Below are 21,018 nucleotides of genomic sequence, written 5' to 3'. Positions count from 1 at the left end.
GTCCTATGTCGCTAAATTTCCCGCTGTTGCTAGTCATCGCCGTCTTCGTCTGCGGTCTGCTGGGCTTGATCGACCTGCTGTTCCTGGCCCCGCGCCGGCGCGCAGCAATCGCCAACTACCAGGGCAGCGTCAGCCAGCCCGAGATGGCGGTGGTCGAGCGCCTGAACAAGGAACCGCTGCTGGTCGAGTACGGCAAGTCGTTCTTTCCGGTGCTGTTCATCGTGCTGGTGCTGCGCTCGTTCCTGGTCGAGCCGTTCCAGATCCCTTCGGGGTCGATGAAACCGACCCTGGAAGTGGGCGATTTCATCCTGGTGAACAAGTTCTCGTACGGCATTCGTTTGCCGGTGATCGACAAGAAGGTCATCGAGGTCGGTGACCCGCAACGCGGTGATGTAATGGTGTTCCGCTACCCGAGCGACCCGAACGTCAACTACATCAAGCGTGTGGTTGGCTTGCCGGGTGATGTGGTTCGCTACACCAACGACAAGCGGCTGTTCGTCAACGGCCAGCCGATTGCCGAACAACTGGTGGGCACCGAGCCGGGTACCTTGGGCAGCGCCGAGCTGTACAAGGAAAAACTCGGTGAGGCCGAACACCTGATCCGCAAGGAAATGAGCCGTTATCGCATGCCGCCGGATCAGCAATGGACCGTGCCGGCAGGCCATTACTTCATGATGGGCGACAACCGCGACAATTCCAACGACAGCCGTTTCTGGGATGACCCGAACATTCCCAAGGAGCTGCACGGCATGGTTCCGGACCAGAACATCGTCGGCAAGGCCTTTGCAGTGTGGATGAGCTGGCCAGAACCCAAGCTCAGCCACCTGCCCAACCTGTCGCGGGTTGGCCTGATCCATTGATACCCATCGGCGCTGTCCAGCAGACAGCGCCGAATGCATTTCTGACATAGGCTGTGTTCTCAGGGATCGGGAGATTCGCCGCACATCGCGTGGCGAACCACAGCCAAACAGTCTTTCAGGATGTTGATTTGAACAACGCGTTGAACAACGAACGGGTGGCCGCATGAGTGCTTCCCTTGCCCGTCTGGAGCGAAAGCTCGGTTATACCTTCAAGAACCAGGACCAGATGCTCCTGGCGCTGACCCATCGCAGCTATGCCGGGCGCAACAACGAGCGCCTGGAGTTTCTCGGTGACGCCATTCTCAACTTCGTCGCCGGCGAAGCGCTTTTCGAGCGTTTTCCGCAGGCCCGTGAAGGCCAGCTGTCGCGCCTGCGTGCGCGGCTGGTCAAGGGCGAAACCCTGGCCCGGCTGGCCCGTGGCTTCGACCTGGGCGAATACTTGCGCCTGGGTTCGGGTGAGCTCAAGAGCGGCGGTTTTCGCCGCGAGTCGATCCTGGCCGACGCCCTGGAGGCACTGATCGGTGCCATCTACCTGGACGCCGATATGGAAACCGCACGGGAGCGCGTCCTGGCCTGGCTTGCCGATGAGTTCGAAGGCTTGACCCTGGTCGATACCAACAAGGACCCGAAAACCCGCCTGCAAGAGTTTCTGCAATCGCGCAGCTGTGAGCTGCCGCGCTACGAAGTGGTGGATATCCAGGGTGAACCGCACTGCCGCACGTTCTTCGTCGAATGCGAAGTGGTGCTGCTGAACAACAAAAGCCGTGGTCAGGGCGTTAGCCGGCGTATTGCCGAGCAAGTAGCTGCCGCGTCTGCACTGATCGCCCTGGGCGTGGAGAATGGCAATGACTGATAACAACCCGACTCGCTGCGGCTACGTCGCCATTGTCGGCCGCCCCAACGTCGGCAAGTCGACCCTGCTTAACCACATCCTCGGCCAGAAGCTGGCGATTACCTCGCGCAAGCCGCAGACCACCCGCCACAACATGCTTGGCATCAAGACCGAGGGTGACGTGCAGGCGATCTACGTCGATACCCCGGGTATGCACAAGGCCAACGACAAGGCCCTGAACCGCTACATGAACCGTAACGCCTCGGCGGCCCTGAAGGACGTCGACGTGGTGATTTTCGTAGTTGACCGCACCAAGTGGACCGACGAGGACCAACTGGTGCTGGAGCGTGTGCAGTACGTGACTGGCCCGCTGATCATCGCGGTCAACAAGACCGACCGCATGGAAGAGAAAGCCGAGTTGATTCCGCACCTGCAGTGGCTGCAGGAGCAACTGCCGAACGCCGAGGTGATGCCGATCTCTGCGCAGCAGGGGCACAACCTCGAGGCGCTGGAAGCACAGATCGCCAAGCACTTGCCTGAAAACGATCACTTCTTCCCGGAAGACCAGATCACTGACCGCAGCAGCCGTTTCCTGGCCGCCGAGCTGGTGCGCGAGAAGATCATGCGCCAGCTGGGTGCGGAGCTGCCGTACCAGATCACCGTGGAAATTGAAGAATTCAAGCAGCAGGGCCATGTGCTGCACATTCACGCGCTGATCCTGGTTGAACGTGATGGCCAGAAGAAGATCATCATTGGCGACAAGGGCGAGCGCATCAAGCGCATCGGCTCTGAGGCGCGCAAGGACATGGAAGTGCTGTTCGACTCCAAGGTCATGCTCAACCTGTGGGTCAAGGTGAAAGGCGGCTGGTCCGACGACGAGCGCGCCCTGCGTTCGCTGGGTTACGGCGACCTGTAAGCAATATTGTTGGGGCTGCACAGCAGCCCCACTATGCGGTTATTCCTGGCTACAGGGAACGAGTGATCTCCCATGGAACAACCTGTCGGCCAGCCAGCCTATGTGCTGCACAGCCGTGCCTACAAGGAAACCAGCGCGCTGGTAGACTTCTTCACCCCGCAGGGCCGCATGCGCGCTGTACTGCGCCGTGCGCGCGGCAAGGGCGGCAGCCTGGTGCGGCCGTTCGTGCCGCTTGAGGTGGAGCTGCGCGGGCGTGGCGAGCTGAAGAATGTCGGTCGCATGGACAGCGCCGGGATTGCGGCCTGGCTACACGGTGATGCCCTGTTCAGCGGCTTGTACCTCAACGAGCTGCTCATGCGCCTGCTGCCGGCTGAAGCGCCGTTCCCGGCCCTGTTCGAGCATTACACATTGACCCTGCAAGCCTTGGCCGCCGGGCGCCCGCTGGAGCCGCTGCTGCGTTCGTTCGAATGGCGGCTGCTGGACGAGCTTGGTTATGCGTTTTCCTTGAACCATGACGTCAACGACCACCCCATCGTGGCTGACGGCCTTTACCGCTTGCGCGTGGATGCCGGTCTGGAGCGGGTCGAGCTGGTGCAACCCGGCCTGTTTCGCGGCACCGAGCTCATGGCCCTGGCAGAAGCTGACTGGAACGCCCCAGGCGCCTTGCTCGCCGCCAAACGCCTGATGCGCCAGGCATTGGCCGTTCACCTGGGCGCAAAACCGCTGGTCAGCCGGGAACTGTTTCGCAAGCGCTGATCACGACGTATGCTGTGGGGCTCAATTTTCAGGAGAGCCTTTCGTGACTCACAGCAACCGCATGCTTCTTGGCGTAAACATCGACCACGTGGCGACCCTGCGCCAGGCCCGGGGCACGCGTTACCCTGATCCGGTCAAGGCTGCCCTGGACGCCGAAGAGGCGGGCGCCGATGGCATCACCGTGCACCTGCGCGAAGACCGCCGGCACATCCAGGAGCGTGACGTGGTGCTGCTCAAGGATGTGCTGCAGACGCGCATGAACTTCGAGATGGGCGTCACCGAAGAGATGATGGCCTTTGCCGAGAAGATCCGCCCGGCGCACATTTGCCTGGTCCCCGAAACCCGTCAGGAGCTGACCACCGAAGGGGGCCTGGACGTTGCCGGGCAAGAGGCGCGGATCAAGGCCGCCGTGGAGCGCCTGTCGCGCGCCGGTGCCGAAGTGTCGCTGTTCATCGATGCCGACGAGCGGCAGATCGAGGCTTCACGCCGCGTGGGGGCACCGGCCATCGAACTGCACACCGGGCGTTATGCCGATGCCGAAACCCCGACTGAAGTGGCTGAGGAACTCAAGCGTATCGTCGATGGCGTGGCCTTTGGCGTGGGGCAGGGACTGATCGTCAATGCCGGTCACGGGCTGCATTACCACAACGTTGAGGCGGTGGCGGCGATCAAGGGTATCAATGAGCTGAACATTGGCCATGCGCTGGTGGCGCACGCCTTGTTCGTTGGTTTCAAGGCCGCAGTGGCCGAGATGAAGGCGCTGATCGTGGCGGCTTCGCGCTGATTTGATGATCGCCTGTACCGGCCTCTTCGCGGGCACGCCCGCTCCCACAGGTATTGCACAAATCTCAAGGCCTGTGGAGTCCCTGTGGGCGGGCTTGCCCGCGAAGAGGCCAGTACAGACAGCTGATTACTCGGCAGGAAACACCAGGGTAAAGCGGGTAGGCCCTGGGGGGCTGCTAATCAATTCAACACGCCCACCATGTAATTGCATGATCGACTTTACGATCGCCAACCCCAACCCGGTCCCGCCCTCCAGCCGCGAGCGCCCCGATCCTACCCGGTAAAACCGCTCGAACAACCGCGCGTGGTGCTCGGCAGCAATGCCAGGCCCCTGGTTCTCCACAGATAGCCGTACTTCGCTGCCAGAGCGTTCGATACGCAGTTCGATGGGCTCACCCTCAGGGCCATGCCGTATCGCATTGCTCAGCAGGTTCGACAACGCCCGCTGCAACATCAACCGGTCACCCAGCGCTGTGCCCCAGCCCTGAACCCGCAACTCAACGGCTTTCACTTCGGCGCTGAAGGCAAACAGCTCGACCACCCTTGCAGCCTCGTCGGCCATTGCCATCGGCTTGAGCGTGATCTGCACTTGAGGCTGGCTGACCTGGGCGAGAAACAGCATGTCGTTGATGATGCGGTTGAGCCGCGTCAGTTCCTCGATGCTGTCTTCCAGCACTTCCCGGTAGTTGGCGTTGTCCCGCTCACGGGCCAGGGTCACCTGCGCCTTGCCCATCAGGTTGCTCAATGGGGTGCGCAGTTCATGGGCCAGATCGTCGGAGAACTGCGACAACTGGCTCACGCCCTGATCGAGGCGATCGAGCATGACGTTGATACTGCTGGCCAGTTCTGCCAGCTCCTGTGGCAACCCAGTGGCGGGCAAACGATGCTGCAGGTCCTGGGCCGATACCTGCCCGGCAATGCGCCGGAAGTGCCGCAGGGGTTTCAGGCCGCGCTGCATCAGCCACCAGGCGCCCGCACCAATCAAGACCAGCAGCAGTGGCAGAGCGAGCAAAGTGGAATGCAGGTAAGCCTGCAGCAGGGCGTTGTCGTCGGCGCGGTTGAGCGACATCATCACCTTCACCGGCGTGTTGTCGCGCAGGCGCATCAGCCGGGTCACGGTGAGGATCTGATTGCCGCTGCTGTCGCGCCAGGCGTGAAAGCTCAGACGGGCATCGGTGTGCAATTCGCCCACCTGCGACTCCAAAGCCGGGCCGAGGCTGAGCAGGTGCGGGTGGCGGCCCTCTAGGGCCATTACGCTGAGGCTGAGGTTGTCATGCCCCATTACCAGGTCGAGCAGGGGGTGGGCGCGGCTGCCCAGGTCCTCGCTGCGCAGGTCAACGCGCAGGTTGTGCTCGACCTGCAGCATCTTGCGCGCCAGGTCTTTGCGTGCGCGGTTGTCCAGTTCGTGATCCAGCGCGAACACCGCCAGGCAGGCAAGCAGCAGCACGAGTGCGGCGCCCATCAGTGTGACGCCCAGGCCCAGGCGCATCGACAGGCTGGGGTTTTTCAAAAGCGCGCCTCAAGTACATAGCCTACGCCACGTAGGGTGTGGATGAGCTTGTTGTCGAACGGGTCGTCTATCTTCGCCCGCAGGCGCCGGATCGAGACCTCGACCACGTTGGTGTCGCAGTCGAAATTCATGTCCCAGACCAATGAGATGATCTGTGTGCGCGACAACACTTCGCCGGTCTGACGCATCAGCAGGTGGAGCAGCGCGAACTCCTTGGCGGTCAGGTCGATGCGTTGCCCGGCGCGGTAGGCGCGGTGGCGGCCAGGGTCCAGCTCCAGGTCGGCGACGCGCAGGGTGCTGGGCTGCAGTTGCTGGTCGTTGCGCCGCAGCAGGCTGCGGATGCGGGCCAGCAACTCGGGGAACTCGAAGGGCTTGAGCAGGTAGTCATCGGCGCCCAGGTCCAGGCCTTTGACCCGGTCGGCGAGGCGGCCGTGAGCGGTGAGCATCATGATGCGCGTGGCCGACTCGGCACGCAGCCGCTGCAGCACGGTCCAGCCATCGAGTTCTGGCAGGTTGACGTCGAGGATGACCAGGTCGTACGGCTGCTGGCGGGCCAGGTGCAGGCCGTCGGTGCCCGTGTGGGCGCAGTCGACCACATAGCCGTTTTCGCGCAGGCCCTGTTGCAGGTAGTCGGCGGTACGCAGTTCGTCCTCGATGATCAGTAGGCGCATGAAGGGGCTCGGTGTGATGAAAGGGGGCGATTCTCGACCCTGTAGTGGCATCAGGGTCAAGTGGCGGGATGTTACGACATGAGAAAGCAATCGCGGCGCAGATAACGGATTTGTAATGCTGCGGTTATCTGGCTGTCTGTTCTGCGCAGATTGCAGGACTGTAATCCCCGCCTCACCTTGCTGTTAGCTACCTCTCACTAGGATGGCCGTGTCTGATCGGTTATCACGAGGCAACCACGATGAACCTGACCAAATACCTGCTGTTGGCCACCCTTGCCCTGGGCAGCGCCAGTGTTTACGCCGAGGGCGGTGCGGAGCGTTCCAGGCAATTCTGGCAAGCGTTCCGCGAAGACCAGCAGCGCCTGCACGGCGACAAGCAACAAGCCGTTGCCGAACGCGAGCGCAAGGCACAAGAGAAGGCCCGTGAGGTGGCCAAGGACTGAGGTAACAGCACCTGCGCGCGACAGCTCCTCGGCGCAGGTGTATTCAGGCGCCCAACCGGGCGCCTTTTTTATTTGCGCGCCAGCAGGGTGGCGCGGCGTGGGGCCGGCAGCCCTTCGATGGTCTTGCTGTGGTCGTTCGGGTCGAGGAAGTCACCCAGCGACTGGTAGCGCATCCACTCGGTACTGCGCTGTTCCTCGACGCTGGTCACGCTTACATCGACGCAACGCACATCGCTGAAACCGGCACGGCGCAACCAGCGCTCCAGGGCCGGAACCGATGGCAAGTACCAGACGTTGCGCATCTGCGCGTAACGGTCTTCAGGTACCAGTACCTGGTTTTCGTCGCCTTCGATCACCAGGGTTTCCAGCACTAGCTCGCCACCTTTGACCAGGCAGTCTTTCAGCGCCAGCAAGTGTTCGATGGGGGAGCGGCGGTGGTAGAACACGCCCATGGAAAACACCGTGTCGAAACCTTCCAGGTTAGCGGGAAGGTCCTCCAGGGCGAACGGCAAATGCCACGCCGGCAGCTCCGGCAGGTATTGCTGCACGGCCTGGAACTGGCAGAAGAACAGCCAGTTGGGGTCGACGCCAATCACCATGTCGGCCCCGGCACCGAGCATGCGCCACTGGTAGTAGCCGTTGCCGCAGCCCACGTCGAGCACGCGCTTGCCTTTGAGGTCCAGGTGCGGCGCAACGCGTGACCATTTCCAGTCCGAATGCCACTCGGTGTCCACATGCACGCCAAACAGGTCGAACGGACCTTTGCGCCAAGGCGACAGGCCCATCAGTGCCTGGCGCATTTGCGCACGGGTGGCGTCGTCGCAGTCGCAGTCCAGACGCAGCCCGTTGACCAGGTCGATATCGCTGGGTTGCAGGGCGGGCAGGGCATCGAGCGCACCACGCCAGCGATCGAGGTCACCGTGGCCTTTCTCCAGCTTGGCTTCCAGTTGCGCTTGCAGGCCTTGCGACCAGGAAGCCAGGGGCGTGCCCGCCAGGCGGCGGACGAGGGGGGACAGATCGATCATGGCAGGGCTATCAACGAGGCGAAGTTAAGGCATTGGAACCAGGGCACCACTTTCGAGAAACCGGCGGCGCGCAGGCGCTGCTGGTGAGCTTCGAGGGTATCGGGGCGCATCACGTTTTCAATGGCGCTGCGCTTCTGGGCGATTTCCAGTTCGCTGTAGCCATTGGCCCGCTTGAAGTCCAGGTGCAGTTCATTGAGCAGGTCCTGCTCTTGCTCATCGGCGAACCGCAGCTTTTCCGAGAGGATCAGCGCGCCACCGGGCAGCAGTGCCTGGCGGATGCGGCCGAGCAGTTCCAGACGCTGGTCGGGGGCGATGAACTGCAGGGTGAAGTTCATCGCCACTACCGAGGCAGGCTCGAAAGGCAGGGTAAGGATATCGGCCTCCAGCACGTGCACCGGCAGCAGCTCTTGGAACATCGAGTCCTGGGCGGTGAGGTACTGGCGGCAACGCTCGACCATGGCGGCGGAATTGTCCACTGCGATCACCCGGCAGCCGTCGCTGCGCACATGGCGGCGCAGCGACTGGGTGACTGCCCCCAGCGATGCGCCCAGGTCGTACAGCGCGGTATTTGGCTGGGCGAAGCGCGCGGCCAGTACGCCGAGGTTCTCGACGATGGTCGGGTACCCGGGCACCGAGCGCTTGATCATGTCCGGGAACACACGCACCACGTCCTCGTTGAAGACGAAATCAGGCACCTGCTCCAGGGGCTGGGAGAAGAGGCGGTCGGGTTGTTTGCTCACGGCAGGCTCGATACAGGGTGAAACGGGGGCGCATTTTATCCAATGGCCGCGCATCTTGCCATGGCAATGCTTCAGGGTCGGAGCGTTCAGACCGGGAGCAGTGAACTTTCCCACAGCGTTAAGTTATCAAGATGAATGAATTAAGCCGGTTGAAGAAGGACACTTCGAGTGCAGGATTACTGGATTTGAAAAAGGATATTGGGTTAAGTGATGAATGCCAATGCTCGGCGGGAAGAAGTTACCGTAGATGAACTGGACCCGGTGTCCAAGGTCAAGATGTTGCCGGAACGTTATTTTACGTTCATCGAGAACCGGCTTGAGGGTGGCCAGCATGTTGGCAGCTTATTGACGGCTGATAATCTGAAGGTCATCAAACGATACGCCAATACTGTAAACCAGTTGCCACGCACGCGAGCTGAAATCGAACGCGAAGTCGATTATGCGGCACTCGGCCTTGACGCCTCGATGGTTCATGACCTGTATAAGGCACTGCATAGGCATGTGTACGAATGGGACATACTGGAGCGTAGCATCAAGCAACTGGGCCCTGAAATTGAACTGTTCGCTGAAAGCCTGGTACAGCGTGGCGGCAGCCTGCTTGCGCATCTTGAGAACAGTGATGTCTTTGTGGCAATCAAGCAGCGACAGGCCGAGCAGGGCGATGATGTTTATACGTCGGAACTGAGTGAAGAAGATCAAGCGCAGATCGCCAGTGTGCTGACACTTGGCATCAACGAACTGGTCAAGGAAATTGAAGGCACTCGCCGGCGAATTGATGATGTCGACGCACGTGCCAATTGGTTCAACAGTGAGATCAAACGCGAGCTGAAGCCGCGAATGGTACGGTTGTTGAAACACTTCGACGAGAAGGTTTCCCATGAAGACATCCTGATGAAACGGCGGCAGCTGGATCAATGGGACGAACAGATTGACCAGTTGAAGTCCGAGTACGATGCCAACGTGGGCTACGCGTTCACAGGCATCTTACTGGGGCCGATTGGCCTGATCATCACCGGCGGTGTATTCGGTGACAAGGCAGAAAAAATCCGGGCCAGAAAAAACGTGTTGATCCAAAAGCGCGAAGAATTGGCGGATGCACTGGGCAGGATGGCCCCCGCGCTGAACGACTTCGAGCGTATCTCGACATTGGTCAGGGACCTGCAGTTCAGGTGCAAGGACCTGTCGGCAGCGACCCGGCGCCTGGCAGATGTATGGCTGTTTCTGGCCTCGTACGCCAATAACTCCGTGAACGAAGCCAAAGAGTTGAGCACCCTCACTCAACTTGAATCGTTTGTGCACGATTTCTCTGAGGTTATCAAGCCGTGGAGAAAGATAGGCAATATTTGCCACACATTGTCTGAGTTATTTAATGAATTGATTGAAGAATATGAGGACGTTTGACATGGACGTGACCAACGTTAATGCGGCCCTGCCGGATTTCGTGCAAATGCAAACCGTGCAAGATCAGGTATTCCACCTGATACAAAGCTGGGACATGAACGTGTTACCCGGGGCGCGTGAGCAACTGGGTGAGCTGCGTACATTGTTGCTGGGTGTCGAACGCGCCTTCAAGGAGAGCCTGATAGGCGCTATCGTTTTACTGGAAGACCGCGATTTCATCCCGAGCAAACTGGGGGCCGATACCCATTACCGGCTTGCCAGTGTGCTAAGCCGTTTGAGCCAGCTTCATTCACTGTTATCCAGGCAGAATCTGCGGTTGGAACTTTTCACCCTGTCTGCTTTGGTAGAGCCGTTATCGGAACTGGACAAACGAATCGTCAGCCTCCAGAGCCAGGCGTCAGCCTTCGATCAACGATTGGCCCAGTTGCGCCAGCAGCGGGCAGATATTGGCCAGGCTATCGAATTGTTCGAAAGACCGTCCGTTGCCAGCGCACTGGAGGGCTTGATCCCGAGCGATGATGAAATTGACCAGCTCATCGGGTTGATCGCGGACCCGAAGGTCGATGCCAGCCTGTTGAAGGCTGTGACTGGCAAGTTAGCCAAGCATGCTGATGCACTGGAGGGGGCCAAGACGTTCAGTGACTTGAGCAAGGTTCGCACCCGGCTTGATGCAAAAATAGAGGAAGCGCTGGGCGACCAGCGGCACCTACAGCGAGCGCTGCAAACTGCTCAGGATGAGCAGGAGGCACTCAAGGCCTTGTCCGGCCTTGAGCCGCTCAAGAACGAGTGGTTGCACGAACTGCGCAAGGTCGAACTGGAGTGGCAGGCGCAGGCTGCGAAGCTCAGCGCGACGATGGGGCTGGATGCTGCCACGGTCGCGCTGAAAGACCTCTGTGACTACCTGAAGGTCGTGCAGATGGCGTATGACCGCAGCTGATCGTGCTCAGCGGACGATAATCTTGCAGTCGAAGGTTTGCACCGGGGCGACGTCTGTGGCCCACGGCTGCTGGTAGACCAGCACCAGTTGGGCGTCTCCGGTGTTGCTGGCCTGGAAGCGCCAGGTGGAAACACCGGCGCTGCCGACCACGTCTTCTTCTTCGGGGGCGCTGTACACCTCCGGGCCGAGGCTGCGCAGGATGCTTGAGGCTGGGTTTTCGACACGCCAGCGATAGCCGGTGGACGGGTTGCTGGGTAAGCTCAGGGTGAGTGCCTGGCCTACCCGCAGCCGGGTTGGGCATTCACTCTCGGCATCCAGTTCGACGGGCTGTGCGGGGTGCTGGGCGCAGGCACAAAGCAGGGCGAAGCTCAGGGGAACGAGCAGACGAGGGGCGGTCATGTTGGCTCCGGGGGCTGGCGATGGCCCGAGGATAACCGATGCTGCTGGGTTTTGTGTTGTCAGTGCCGGCCTCTTCGCGGCTGAAGCCGCGAAGAGGCCAGTGCAGGTTAGAACAGGACCTTGGCCACATCGGCAAAGCGCTTGGCGAAGTGAACCGTCAGGCCTTCGCGCAAATAGTCCGGCAGTTCTTCGAAGTCCCCTCGGTTAGGCTCTGGCAAGATCAGCTCGAAGATTTTCTGCCGCCGCGCCGCAATCACCTTCTCGCGCACACCACCAATCGGTAGCACCTGGCCGGTGAGGGTCAGCTCGCCGGTCATGGCCACGCCTTTTTTCGGCGCCTGGTCGCGGGCCAGCGACAGCAGGGCACTTGCCATGGTGATGCCAGCGCTCGGGCCATCTTTGGGCGTAGCCCCTTCAGGTACATGCAGGTGGATGAACGCTTCGTTGAAGAAGCCTGGGTCACCGCCAAATTGCTTGAGGTTGGAGCTGACATAGCTGTAGGCAATTTCGGCCGACTCCTTCATCACGTCACCCAGCTTGCCCGTCAGCTTGAAGCCACGGTTGAGGGTGTGAATGCGGGTCGCCTCGATTGGCAGCGTGGCGCCGCCCATGCTGGTCCAGGCCAGGCCCGTGATCACGCCTTTGCCAGCCAGTACCTGCTCGCTACGGAACACCGGCGTGCCGAGCGCGGCCTCCAGGTCCTTGGTGCCGATCTTCAGTTTGGCTTCAGGGTCTTCCAGCAATTTGACCACGGCCTTGCGCACCAGCTTGCCCAGTTGCTTCTCCAGCTGGCGCACGCCGGCTTCGCGGGCGTAGCCTTCGATCACCATACGCAGGGCGCTGTCGCTGATGCTGAGGCTGGTCTTGGCCACGCCGGCCTTTTCCAGCTGCTTGGGCCACAGGTGGCGTTTGGCAATGGCCAGTTTTTCCTCGGTGATATAGCCGGACAGGCGGATCACTTCCATGCGGTCGAGCAGTGGGCCGGGGATCGAGTCGAGGGTGTTGGCAGTGCACACGAACAGCACCTTGGACAGGTCCAGGCGCAGGTCGAGGTAGTGGTCGAGGAAATCGACGTTCTGCTCCGGGTCGAGGGTTTCCAGCAGCGCTGAAGCCGGGTCGCCCTGGTAGCTCTGGCCCATCTTGTCGATTTCGTCGAGCATGATCACCGGGTTCATCACTTCGACGTCTTTCAGGGCTTGCACCAGCTTGCCGGGCTGGGCGCCGATGTAGGTGCGGCGATGGCCCTTGATCTCGGCCTCGTCACGCATGCCGCCAACGCTGAAACGGTAGAACGGCCGGCCAAGCGACTCGGCGATGGACTTGCCGATGCTGGTCTTGCCCACCCCGGGCGGGCCGACCAGCAGCACGATCGAGCCGCTGATCTCGCCTTTCCAGGCCCCCACGGCGAGGAACTCGAGGATGCGTTCCTTGATGTCGTCGAGGCCGGCATGGTACTGGTCGAGGACCTTGCGCGCATGCTTGAGGTCGAGCTTGTCCTTGCCGTAAACACCCCACGGCAGGGCGGTGGCCCATTCGAGGTAGTTGCGTGTAACAGCGTACTCGGGCGAGCCGGTTTCAAGAATGGCCAGCTTGCCCATCTCTTCGTCGATGCGCTTGCGTGCCTGGGGTGGCAAGGTCTTGCCTTCCAGGCGCTGCTCGAACTGTTCGAGGTCGGCACTGCGGTCGTCCTTCGTCAAACCCAGCTCTTGCTGGATGACCTTGAGCTGTTCCTTGAGGAAGAACTCGCGCTGGTGTTCGCCGATCTGCCGGTTGACCTCGGCCGAGATCTCGTTCTGTAGGCGCGCGACTTCCACCTCTTTGCGCAGCATCGGCAGCACCTTTTCCATGCGTTTGAGCATGGGTACGCAGTCGAGCACTTCCTGCAACTGGTTGCCGGTAGCCGAGGTGAGCGCGGCGGCGAAATCGGTGAGCGGCGACGGGTCGTTGGGGCTGAAGCGATTGAGGTAGTTCTTCAGCTCTTCGCTGTACAGCGGGTTGAGCGGCAGCAGCTCTTTGATCGCGTTGATCAACGCCATGCCGTAGGCCTTGACCTCGTCGGTGGGCTCGGCGGGCTGGCGCGGGTATTCGACTTCAACCAGGTAGGGCGGGCGGTGGTGCTTGAGCCAGGTGCGGATGCGTACCCGGGTCAGGCCCTGGGCAACGAACTGCAGCTTGCCGTTCTCACGGCTGGCATGGTGCACCTTGACCAGCGTGCCGTACTGCGGCAGCGCGGCGGTGTCGAAGTGGCGGTGGTCTTCTGGCGGGGTGTCCATGAAGAACAGTGCCAGGCAGTGGTCGGGCGACTTGGCCACCAGGTCGAGGGTTTCGGCCCAAGGTTCTTCGTTGACGATGACCGGCAGTACCTGGGCCGGGAAGAACGGGCGGTTGTGGATCGGGATCACATAGACCTTGTCCGGCAGCTGCTGGCCGGGCAGGGCGAGGGCATGGCCAGTTTCGGCCTGCGTGGTGGTGTGTTCGACTTCGCTGTGTTCGTCGGGGTGTTCCGGGAAATCCTGCTGGTCGCTCATGGGGCACCTGCGTGAATGACTATGGTGCTTAGATGGGGCAGAGGGGGATGGGTTTCAAGCTTCAAGTTTCAAGCTTCAAGCTGCAAGAAAAAAGCGGGACCGCATTGGCCCCGCTTTTTTCTTGCAGCTTGAAGCTTATGACTTGCAGCTTATTCAGCCAATTTGTAAGCGATGATGTAATCGCCCATTTTGGTGCCCAGCGAACCATGGCCGCCGGCAGTCACCAGCACGTACTGCTTGCCATCCTTGCCGGTGTAGGTCATCGGCGTGGCCTGGCCACCTGCTGGCAGGCGCGCGCTCCACAGTTCCTTGCCGTTGTTCACGTCATAGGCGCGCAGGTACTGGTCGAGGGTGCCGCTGAGGAAGCCGACGCCACCCGCGGTCACGATCGAGCCGCCCATGCTCGGCACGCCAACCGGCAGGCCGATCGGGACCGGGGTGCTGTCGCGGGTGGTACCGTTTTTGTGCTTCCACACCACCTTGTTGGTGAACAGGTCGATAGCGGCAACGTAGCCCCAGGCCGGGGCCTGGCACGGTACGCCCAGTGGCGACATGAACGGGTGCATGGTCACGGCGTACGGTGCGCCGGTGTTCGGCTGCACACCGCTGGTCTCGCTTTCGCGTTTGCTGCCTTCGGCAACTTGCTCACGCGGGACCATCTTCGACACGAAGGCCATGTAGTTGGGCGAGGTGAACAGCAGCTGGCGCACTGGGTCAACCGACACGCTGCCCCAGTTGAACACGCCGACGTTGCCTGGGTAGATCAGCGAGCCCTGCTCGGACGGCGGGGTGTACTGGCCTTCGTAGCGCAGCTCGCGGAACTGGATGCGGCACAGCATCTGGTCGAACGGCGTGGCGCCCCACATGGCCTGTTCGGTCAGCTCAGGGCCAAGCAGGTTGAGGTCGGAGCGCGCCTGGGTCGGCGAGGTGTGGTCGCCCTTCACCGCGCCTTGCGGGGTAGGGATTTCGCGAATCGGTACGATCGGCGTGCCGTCTCGGCGGTCGAGCACATACAGGCTGCCTTGCTTGGTCGGTACGATGATTGCCGGTTTCACCCCATCGTCGGTCTTCAGGTGCACCAGGGTCGGCTGGCTGCCAACGTCCATGTCCCACAGGTCGTGGTGGGTGAACTGGTAGTTCCAGCGGGCTTTGCCGGTGGCCAGGTCAAGCGCGACCACGCCGGCGCTGTACTTCTCGGCGCCCGGTGTGCGGTCGGCACCCCACTGGTCCGGGGTCTGGTTGCCCAGCGGCAGGTAGATCATGCCAAGGTCTTCATCGACGCTGGCGATCGACCACATGTTGGCCGAGTTGCGGCTGTACTGCTTGCCGGGGGCCAATGGCTTGGTGTCGTCCGGGTTGTTGCTGTCCCAGTTCCATACCAGGTGGCCGTCGTGCACGTCGTAGGCGCGGATCACGCCGGACGGCTCGTTGGTCGACTCGTTGTCGGTCACGTGGCCGCCGATGATCACCAGGTCACGGGTGACTGCAGCAGGCGAGGTGGAGTAGTAGCCGCCGGCGGTGAACGGGCCGATGCCGGTGGTGAGGTCGATCACGCCCTGGTTGGCGAAGCCTTCGCACACCTTGCCGTTGTCGGCGTTGATGGCGATCAGGCGGGCATCCGCGGTAGGCAGGTAGAGGCGGCGCGGGCAGGCCTGGGCCACGGCCTGGCCTGCATCGGTGATTTTCGGTGCCGGGCTGCCGTCGCGGCTGACGTAGCGGTTTTCGTCATAGTACGAAACGCCACGGCAGGTCATGTGGGCAAAGCCCTTGAAGGTGCCGACCGGGCTTTTGACCTGAGGGTCGTAGCGCCAGATTTCGGCGCCGGTGTCCGGGTCCAGGGCCAGCAGGCGGCTGTGCGCGGTGCAGGCATAGAGCATGCCGTTGACCTTCAGCGGGGTGTTCTGGTTGGTCAACTCCACCGGGTCGTTCTCGGTCGGCAGGTCACCGGTACGAATACGCCAGGCTTCTTCCAGGCGGTAGGCGTTCTGCGGGGTGATCTGGCGCAGTGGCGAGTAGCGGTCGCCATGTTCGGTACGGCCGTAGGCCTGCCATTCGCCGTCGGGCATGGCCGGGGCGGCACTGGCCATTTCGCTGCTTTCGCGGCCCAGTTCGCCGAACACTTCACCGGGGTGGGTGAACTGGCTGGCGATCGCGCAAGCGCCGGATGCGACCACGGCAACGCTCAGCAGCGCAGTGTTGGCTTTGCTGGCCGGGCCGATCAGCGGGCGACGTGCCCATGGCAGCAGCAGCACCACGCCGATGGCGAACCAGATGGCCAGGCGTGGCACCAGTTGCCACCAGTCCAGGCCCACTTCGAGCAGGGCCCAGACGGTGCTGGCCAGCAGCACCACGCCATACAGGCCCAGGGCGATACGGCGCTGAGCCAGCAGCAGGATGCCCGACAGGGCAAAGCCGATACCGGCGATCAGGTAGTACAGCGATCCACCCAGCTGGCTCAGCTTGATGCCGCCGGCCAGCAGGGCCAGGCCCATCAGCAACAGCAGCGCGCCCATCAGGCGCGGTAGCCAGCGGCTTCCATTGTTGGCACTTTCAGTGCTCATCGTAGGTTCTCCGTCAGGTCAAAAAGGGGTTAGAAACTGCTCTGGATCTTCAGGCCGCCGACCAGGGCGCCATCGACCTGCGACACCCCGCCCGGGTGGCGGATGTACTGCAGGTTGGGGCGAACCGTGAGCCAGTCGGCCAAATGAATGCCGTAGTACAGCTCGGCGCTGTATTCGGTGTCCTGCACGGGCAGGAAACCGGGGTTGTCGTAGTCATCGAGGCCGGCGGCCTGGTTGGCCAGGCGGGCGTTCTTGCGGTAGGCAGGGTTGACGTGCACGCGGGCCAGGGCGAAGCCGATGTCGTCCTTGGCGCGGGCGTCGAAAGGCCCTTTGTATACCAGTCCTGCCTGCACATAGTTGTCGATGGCATTGGTCTTCTTGTCATGCACCGTGGCGTTGGCGAACAGGCTCAGGCCACGCGACTGGTCGGAGGCCAGCGAAGTCACCTGCTGCTGGGCGCCGAGCCACATGCCGTGTTTGCTGGAACTGCTGCGGTAGGCGGCGCCGCTCAGGGCTGCCGGCTGGCCGTTACTGTCCTTCAGAACATCCTGTGCCTTGGCATTACTGTAGTAGTAGCCGGCGCGATATTCCCCTTTCAGGCCTTGGATACGTGGGGTCCATACCAGTTCGACTGGCATTACCGCGCCCTGGGTGCCGCTGCCGCTGAGCTTGAAGCCGTTGCCGGATTCGAGGTTGGAAGGGTTCTGCTCGAACACGCCGACCTGCGCGTACAGCTCCGGGTTCAGGTTGTAGCGCACGCGCAGGGCCCACTGGCTGACCGGCCAGTTGTACCAGATACCGCCCACCCAGTTGCCCACCTGCGAGCCGCAGAAGGCCAGGTTCTGGAAGTCGCAGGGGAAGCTGTTGAAGTCCTCGCCTTCGCCGAAGCGGCCGAATTTCACATCCAGTGCGCCGTCGAAGTACTTCTGCTTGATCCACATCTGCGTCAGCCGCCAGGTTTCGCCACGGCCCCAGACTTCCTGGGCCGAGGTGAAGCCGCCGACGCGAGGGTCGTTGATGCGGTCGTTGCTGATGTTGTCGCCGTGGCGTTCGGTGATGGTCAGCTGGAACTCGGTGTCATGCCAGCCCAGGATCTTTTCCAGGTCGAGGTGGCTGCCAAAGGTGAACTGGTCGCTGTAGCGCGCCGTGCGGTCGTGGTCGTAGCCCCCGTGCAGGTTGCTGCCCATCTCGCCGGTGTAGCCGAGGGTGAAGTCGTAGCCTTTTTCCAGCAATTCGCTGCGTTTGCCGCCCCAGTCGCCGAGCATCCAGGGGGAGTCGTTGGCGAACATTTCGCTGGCACTGGCGGGTGTCGCCAAGGCACTGAGGGCAAGGCCGATGTAACAGGGTTTGGGCAGTTGAAACATGAGATAGCGCTATCTTTTGATTATTGAAAAAAAACGGCAAGCGCATCGAAGGGCGGGGCCTTCAATGGATATGGCGACAAGAGGGTTGCGATGAAGCGTTTCAGCTTGCGGCGAGGAGGATATAGGGGAAGTTGTAAGAAAAAAAGACAAAATGTCGCAGGGCATTATTGTTTTTCTGGTAACAATGATCTGTAGGGGGCGCAAAGCGCCCCCGCGATTTCAGAAGGTAGTACGCAGGCCGACTTCCACACTGCGTCCTGGCGCCGGGGCAATGTCGCGCAGAATAGAGCTGGCATAACGCACGGTCTGGTCGGTCAGGTTTTCACCGCGCACAAACGCCAGCCACTGGCTCTGGCCAACCTCGAAGCGGTAGCCAACGCTCGCCCCCAGTGTGGTGTAGCCATCGGTGCTGGTTTCGTTGGCCGGCTTGCGGTGTTGCGATGCCGCATGGTGCACATCGACCCGTGCCTGCCAGCGGTCCAGTTCCCAGACCAGCCCGCTGTTCAGGCGCAGCGGGGCGATGCGTGGCAGCGGCTCGCCACTGTCGAGGTTCTTGGCCCGGGTGTAGTCGCCGGAGAGTTCCAGCGCGAAGCTGCCGTAACGGTTCTCGGCCAGTTGCCAGCGGTCCTGGGCTTCGATGCCATAGAAGCGCGCACGCACGCCCTGGTACTGGTACTCCGGGAAGCCGTCGTGGTCATGATCGTGGTCATGGTCATCCTCGCCATGGTCGTGGTCATGCCCACCTTCGCGGGTGTTGCCAGTGCCGATCAATCCGATGTAGTTGCGGAAGTGGCTGTAGAACACCCCGACACTGCCTTTGTGCGTGCCATTATCGAAGCGTAGTGCCAGGTCGGTGGAAATGGCCTTTTCCTTGTTCAGGCTGGCATCGCCAACTTCAAAGGCGCCAGTGGCCACGTGTGCGCCATTGGCATACAGCTCGTAGAAGGTCGGGGCGCGTTCGGTGTAGCCGAGGTTGGCGGCCAGCGACCAGATCGGGTCAAGCTGGTACACCGCACCTGACGACAGGCTGAAGGCGTTGAAGCTGCTGGCGCTGTCGGCATCGACGAAGTTTTCGTTGCCTTTGGCGTCTGGGTCTACCCGGGTGTGCTCCATGCGTGCACCCAGGCTCAGGTTCAGGCGCTCTGTGGCCTGCCACTGTTCTAGCATGAACAGCGCCAGGCTGTCGGTATCGGTGTGCGGGACAAAGGCTTCTTCGCCCAGGGCAGAGAACGCGTTGCGGCTGACCTGGGCGCCAATCACCCCTTCCACCGGCCCGAGCGGTTGGTGGCGGGCTTCGATGCGTGCTTCGTAGCCTTTGTTCTTGAAGGTGGTGTGCACCTCGCCTTCTTCAATCTCCCTGTGTTCGTAGTCGGTGTAGCCGGCATCGACCTTGACCGAGCTGAACGGGCCGTCGAGGTCGCGCAGTTCGGAGGCGAAGGCGTAGTGGTCCTGCTTCATGTCCAGGCGCACGCCGGATTCGGCCACCGAGCCGTAGTTGCTGTCATAGCCGCTGTAGGACAGGCCAGCGTAGCCGTGATCCCAATGGTACGCGCCACCGACCGCACCGCCATCCTGGCGACCGTCGCTGTTTTCCAGGCGGTGCTTGCTGCCGGGCTCGTCAGCGTCACGTACCTTGGAACTGCGGGCATAGCCGGGGATGCGCAGGTCGTTGAACTGGCGACTGTTGGCATCCAGGTGCAGGGCAAAGGCACCGTTGCCGGCCTCCAGCTTGCCAGCGCTGCTGCGGGTGGTGTCGGCGCCGCCGTAGCGCAGCTCACCGGCACCGTGAATGCCCTCGATGGGCGTATCCGGGATGCGGTTGTCGAAGGTGTTGACCACACCGCCGATGGCGTTACCGCCGTACAGCAGGGCGGCAGGGCCACGGACGATCTCGACACGGTCGACGGTGACCGGGTCCAGCGGCACGGCATGGTCGTAGGACAGCGACGAGGCATCCAGCGCGCCGACGCCATTGCGCAGGATACGAATGCGGTCGCCGTCCAGGCCACGAATCACCGGGCGGCTGGCGCCCGGCCCGAACCAGGTGGAGGCGACACCGGGCTGTTTGTTCAGGGTTTCACCGAGGCTGCCGTGCTGTTGCTGCAACAGGTTGTCGCCTTCAAGCACGGTGCTGGGAGCGGCCAGCTGGCGATTGCCCAGCGGGTTGGCGGTGATGACCTGGGGTTCGAGTTCCACGGCCTGGCTGGGCGATGCAGCCAGCCAGAGCGCGACGGCAAGTGGGGAGAGGCGAAGCGGTGAGTACAGCATGGGGATGGGGCGTTCCTTGGCAGAGGCTTCTGTAATGTTACAACATAACATATGCATTTCAGCACAGAGGTTTTGCCCATGGCCAGCGGTTTTTCTGTCGAGTCGACTGATCCCACCCACCACTACACTCGTGTAAGGTGCGCATCTTTCCTACGGAGCACAGCATGAGCACGGCCCAACATAACGCGCTACACGGCAAGACCCTTGAGCAGATCCTTACCGAGCTGGTGGCGCACTACCAATGGCAGGGCCTGGCCGAACGCATCGATGTGCGCTGCTTCAAGAGCAACCCGACCATCAAGTCGAGCCTGACCTTCTTGCGCAAAACACCGTGGGCGCGGGAAAAGGTCGAGCAGTTGTATGTGAAGCTGCAGCGCCAGGCCTGACATGGCACAGCGTCCATGGCTGAGCGGTATGGCTGTACTGGGCTGGTTCGGTCTGACTGTGCAGGTGTACCTGGTGCTGGTGGCGCGCTGGCAGGAGCAGGCCAGCCTGATTGGCGGCCTGATCAACGTGTTCGGGTACTTCACCGTGCTGAGCAATACCTTGGTGGCGACGGTGCTCAGTTATGCAGCGTTTGGGCGGGAAGGGCGTGCCAAGCGTTTTTTCCTGTCTCCTTCGGTGAGTTCAGCCATTGCTGCCAGCATCCTGCTGGTTGCGTTGGCCTATAGCCTGTTGTTGCGCCATTTGTGGCAGCCGCAAGGCTGGCAGTGGCTGGCGGATGAACTGCTGCACGACGTGATGCCGGTGCTGTATGCCTTGTATTGGTGGTGCGAGGTGCGCAAGGGCACGTTGCGGCTATGGCACCTGGCGGTCTGGGCGATATACCCGGCGGTGTACTTTGCCTATGCGCTGTGGCGGGGGAGCGAGATTGGCGTGTATGCCTATCCGTTCATCGATGTGGCGAGCCTGGGGTATGGGCAGGTGATGCTCAATGCCTTGGGCGTGTTGGCGGGGTTCTGGGGGATTAGTCTCGTTTTGCTGGGGCTGGATCTGTGGCGTGGGAGGTACAAGTTTGCTTAGC

General features: G+C 61.8%; 19 protein-coding genes. 10 read left to right on the top strand and 9 right to left on the bottom strand.

The genetic code is table 11. The features are described 5' to 3' along the window. Positions 1-5 precede the first annotated feature (5 nt). The 5 genes from lepB to pdxJ all read left to right on the top strand — a co-directional run bounded on the left by lepB (position 6) and on the right by pdxJ (position 4,148). Entirely contained in the window at positions 6-860 is an 855-nt protein-coding gene (gene lepB, locus ACF8MI_RS22020) for a signal peptidase I (protein ID WP_060497922.1), read from the top strand. A gap of 163 nt (positions 861-1,023) precedes the next feature. After that, positions 1,024-1,713: a ribonuclease III gene (gene rnc, locus ACF8MI_RS22015; RefSeq protein WP_016713699.1), complete on the top strand. Its 690-nt coding sequence runs from the start codon at positions 1,024-1,026 to the stop codon at positions 1,711-1,713. Further along, positions 1,706-2,608, top strand: a complete 903-nt coding sequence (gene era / locus ACF8MI_RS22010) for a GTPase Era (protein WP_016498176.1) — start codon at positions 1,706-1,708, stop codon at positions 2,606-2,608. Before rnc ends, era begins: the two co-directional genes overlap by 8 nt. 72 nt (positions 2,609-2,680) lie before the next feature. Next, positions 2,681-3,364 carry a DNA repair protein RecO gene (recO, locus tag ACF8MI_RS22005; RefSeq protein WP_060497921.1) on the top strand — a complete coding sequence of 228 codons (684 nt, stop codon included), beginning with the start codon at positions 2,681-2,683 and terminating at the stop codon, positions 3,362-3,364. Positions 3,365-3,425: 61 nt separating this feature from the next. Beyond that, entirely contained in the window at positions 3,426-4,148 is a 723-nt protein-coding gene (gene pdxJ, locus ACF8MI_RS22000; protein ID WP_156867696.1) for a pyridoxine 5'-phosphate synthase, read from the top strand. 126 nt (positions 4,149-4,274) lie between these two features. Here pdxJ and ACF8MI_RS21995 read toward each other — a convergent pair whose 3' ends face one another. Together ACF8MI_RS21995 and ACF8MI_RS21990 are read right to left on the bottom strand one after the other, a co-directional pair. Continuing rightward, complete coding sequence (locus ACF8MI_RS21995) at positions 4,275-5,657, bottom strand: heavy metal sensor histidine kinase (protein WP_060497919.1); 1,383 nt, start codon at positions 5,655-5,657, stop codon at positions 4,275-4,277. Beyond that, positions 5,654-6,328, bottom strand: coding sequence for a heavy metal response regulator transcription factor (locus ACF8MI_RS21990; protein ID WP_003258489.1), 675 nt, complete (start codon positions 6,326-6,328; stop codon positions 5,654-5,656). Before ACF8MI_RS21990 ends, ACF8MI_RS21995 begins: the two co-directional genes overlap by 4 nt. Positions 6,329-6,567: 239 nt before the next feature. On the opposite strand from ACF8MI_RS21990, the gene ACF8MI_RS21985 reads away from it, so the two are divergent. Next, positions 6,568-6,771, top strand: a complete 204-nt coding sequence (locus ACF8MI_RS21985) for a hypothetical protein (RefSeq protein ID WP_009684756.1) — start codon at positions 6,568-6,570, stop codon at positions 6,769-6,771. A 68-nt stretch (positions 6,772-6,839) separates the two neighbouring features. Here ACF8MI_RS21985 and cmoB read toward each other — a convergent pair whose 3' ends face one another. Next, positions 6,840-7,796 carry a tRNA 5-methoxyuridine(34)/uridine 5-oxyacetic acid(34) synthase CmoB gene (gene cmoB / locus ACF8MI_RS21980; RefSeq protein ID WP_060497918.1) on the bottom strand — a complete coding sequence of 319 codons (957 nt, stop codon included), beginning with the start codon at positions 7,794-7,796 and terminating at the stop codon, positions 6,840-6,842. Further along, positions 7,793-8,536, bottom strand: a complete 744-nt coding sequence (cmoA, locus tag ACF8MI_RS21975; RefSeq protein WP_016713706.1) for a carboxy-S-adenosyl-L-methionine synthase CmoA — start codon at positions 8,534-8,536, stop codon at positions 7,793-7,795. The genes cmoB and cmoA overlap by 4 nt, the downstream gene beginning before the upstream one ends. A gap of 210 nt (positions 8,537-8,746) precedes the next feature. Here cmoA and ACF8MI_RS21970 point away from each other — a divergent pair, with 210 nt between their 5' ends. Next, entirely contained in the window at positions 8,747-9,937 is a 1,191-nt protein-coding gene (locus ACF8MI_RS21970) for an alpha-xenorhabdolysin family binary toxin subunit A (RefSeq protein WP_060497917.1), read from the top strand. Position 9,938: 1 nt separating this feature from the next. After that, positions 9,939-10,874, top strand: a complete 936-nt coding sequence (locus ACF8MI_RS21965; RefSeq protein WP_200929133.1) for an alpha-xenorhabdolysin family binary toxin subunit B — start codon at positions 9,939-9,941, stop codon at positions 10,872-10,874. Positions 10,875-10,880: 6 nt separating this feature from the next. Here the strand turns inward: ACF8MI_RS21965 and ACF8MI_RS21960 are convergent, their stop codons facing one another. The 5 genes from ACF8MI_RS21960 to ACF8MI_RS21940 form a co-directional block, all read right to left on the bottom strand. Further along, positions 10,881-11,273, bottom strand: coding sequence for a protease inhibitor I42 family protein (locus ACF8MI_RS21960; RefSeq protein ID WP_104833335.1), 393 nt, complete (start codon positions 11,271-11,273; stop codon positions 10,881-10,883). 107 nt (positions 11,274-11,380) lie between these two features. Beyond that, a complete protein-coding gene (gene lon / locus ACF8MI_RS21955) occupies positions 11,381-13,801 on the bottom strand; it encodes an endopeptidase La (RefSeq protein ID WP_119368939.1) in 2,421 nt (806 codons plus the stop codon). 149 nt (positions 13,802-13,950) lie between these two features. Then, positions 13,951-16,362: a glucose/quinate/shikimate family membrane-bound PQQ-dependent dehydrogenase gene (locus ACF8MI_RS21950; RefSeq protein WP_060497913.1), complete on the bottom strand. Its 2,412-nt coding sequence runs from the start codon at positions 16,360-16,362 to the stop codon at positions 13,951-13,953. A gap of 29 nt (positions 16,363-16,391) precedes the next feature. Next, complete coding sequence (locus ACF8MI_RS21945) at positions 16,392-17,726, bottom strand: carbohydrate porin (protein ID WP_060497912.1); 1,335 nt, start codon at positions 17,724-17,726, stop codon at positions 16,392-16,394. A gap of 219 nt (positions 17,727-17,945) precedes the next feature. Continuing rightward, positions 17,946-19,994 carry a TonB-dependent receptor gene (locus ACF8MI_RS21940; protein ID WP_060497911.1) on the bottom strand — a complete coding sequence of 683 codons (2,049 nt, stop codon included), beginning with the start codon at positions 19,992-19,994 and terminating at the stop codon, positions 17,946-17,948. A gap of 164 nt (positions 19,995-20,158) precedes the next feature. On the opposite strand from ACF8MI_RS21940, the gene ACF8MI_RS21935 reads away from it, so the two are divergent. Together ACF8MI_RS21935 and ACF8MI_RS21930 are read left to right on the top strand one after the other, a co-directional pair. Continuing rightward, positions 20,159-20,380: a VF530 family DNA-binding protein gene (locus tag ACF8MI_RS21935; RefSeq protein ID WP_003252112.1), complete on the top strand. Its 222-nt coding sequence runs from the start codon at positions 20,159-20,161 to the stop codon at positions 20,378-20,380. Between the two features lies 1 nt (position 20,381). Then, positions 20,382-21,017, top strand: a complete 636-nt coding sequence (locus ACF8MI_RS21930; RefSeq protein ID WP_200929134.1) for a Pr6Pr family membrane protein — start codon at positions 20,382-20,384, stop codon at positions 21,015-21,017. The last annotated feature ends 1 nt before the right edge of the window (position 21,018 follow it).

The organism is Pseudomonas sp. yb_9 (assembly GCF_043103635.1).
In the GTDB taxonomy this organism is placed as follows: domain Bacteria; phylum Pseudomonadota; class Gammaproteobacteria; order Pseudomonadales; family Pseudomonadaceae; genus Aquipseudomonas; species Aquipseudomonas monteilii.
This window is presented reverse-complemented; position numbering and strand designations above follow the sequence as displayed.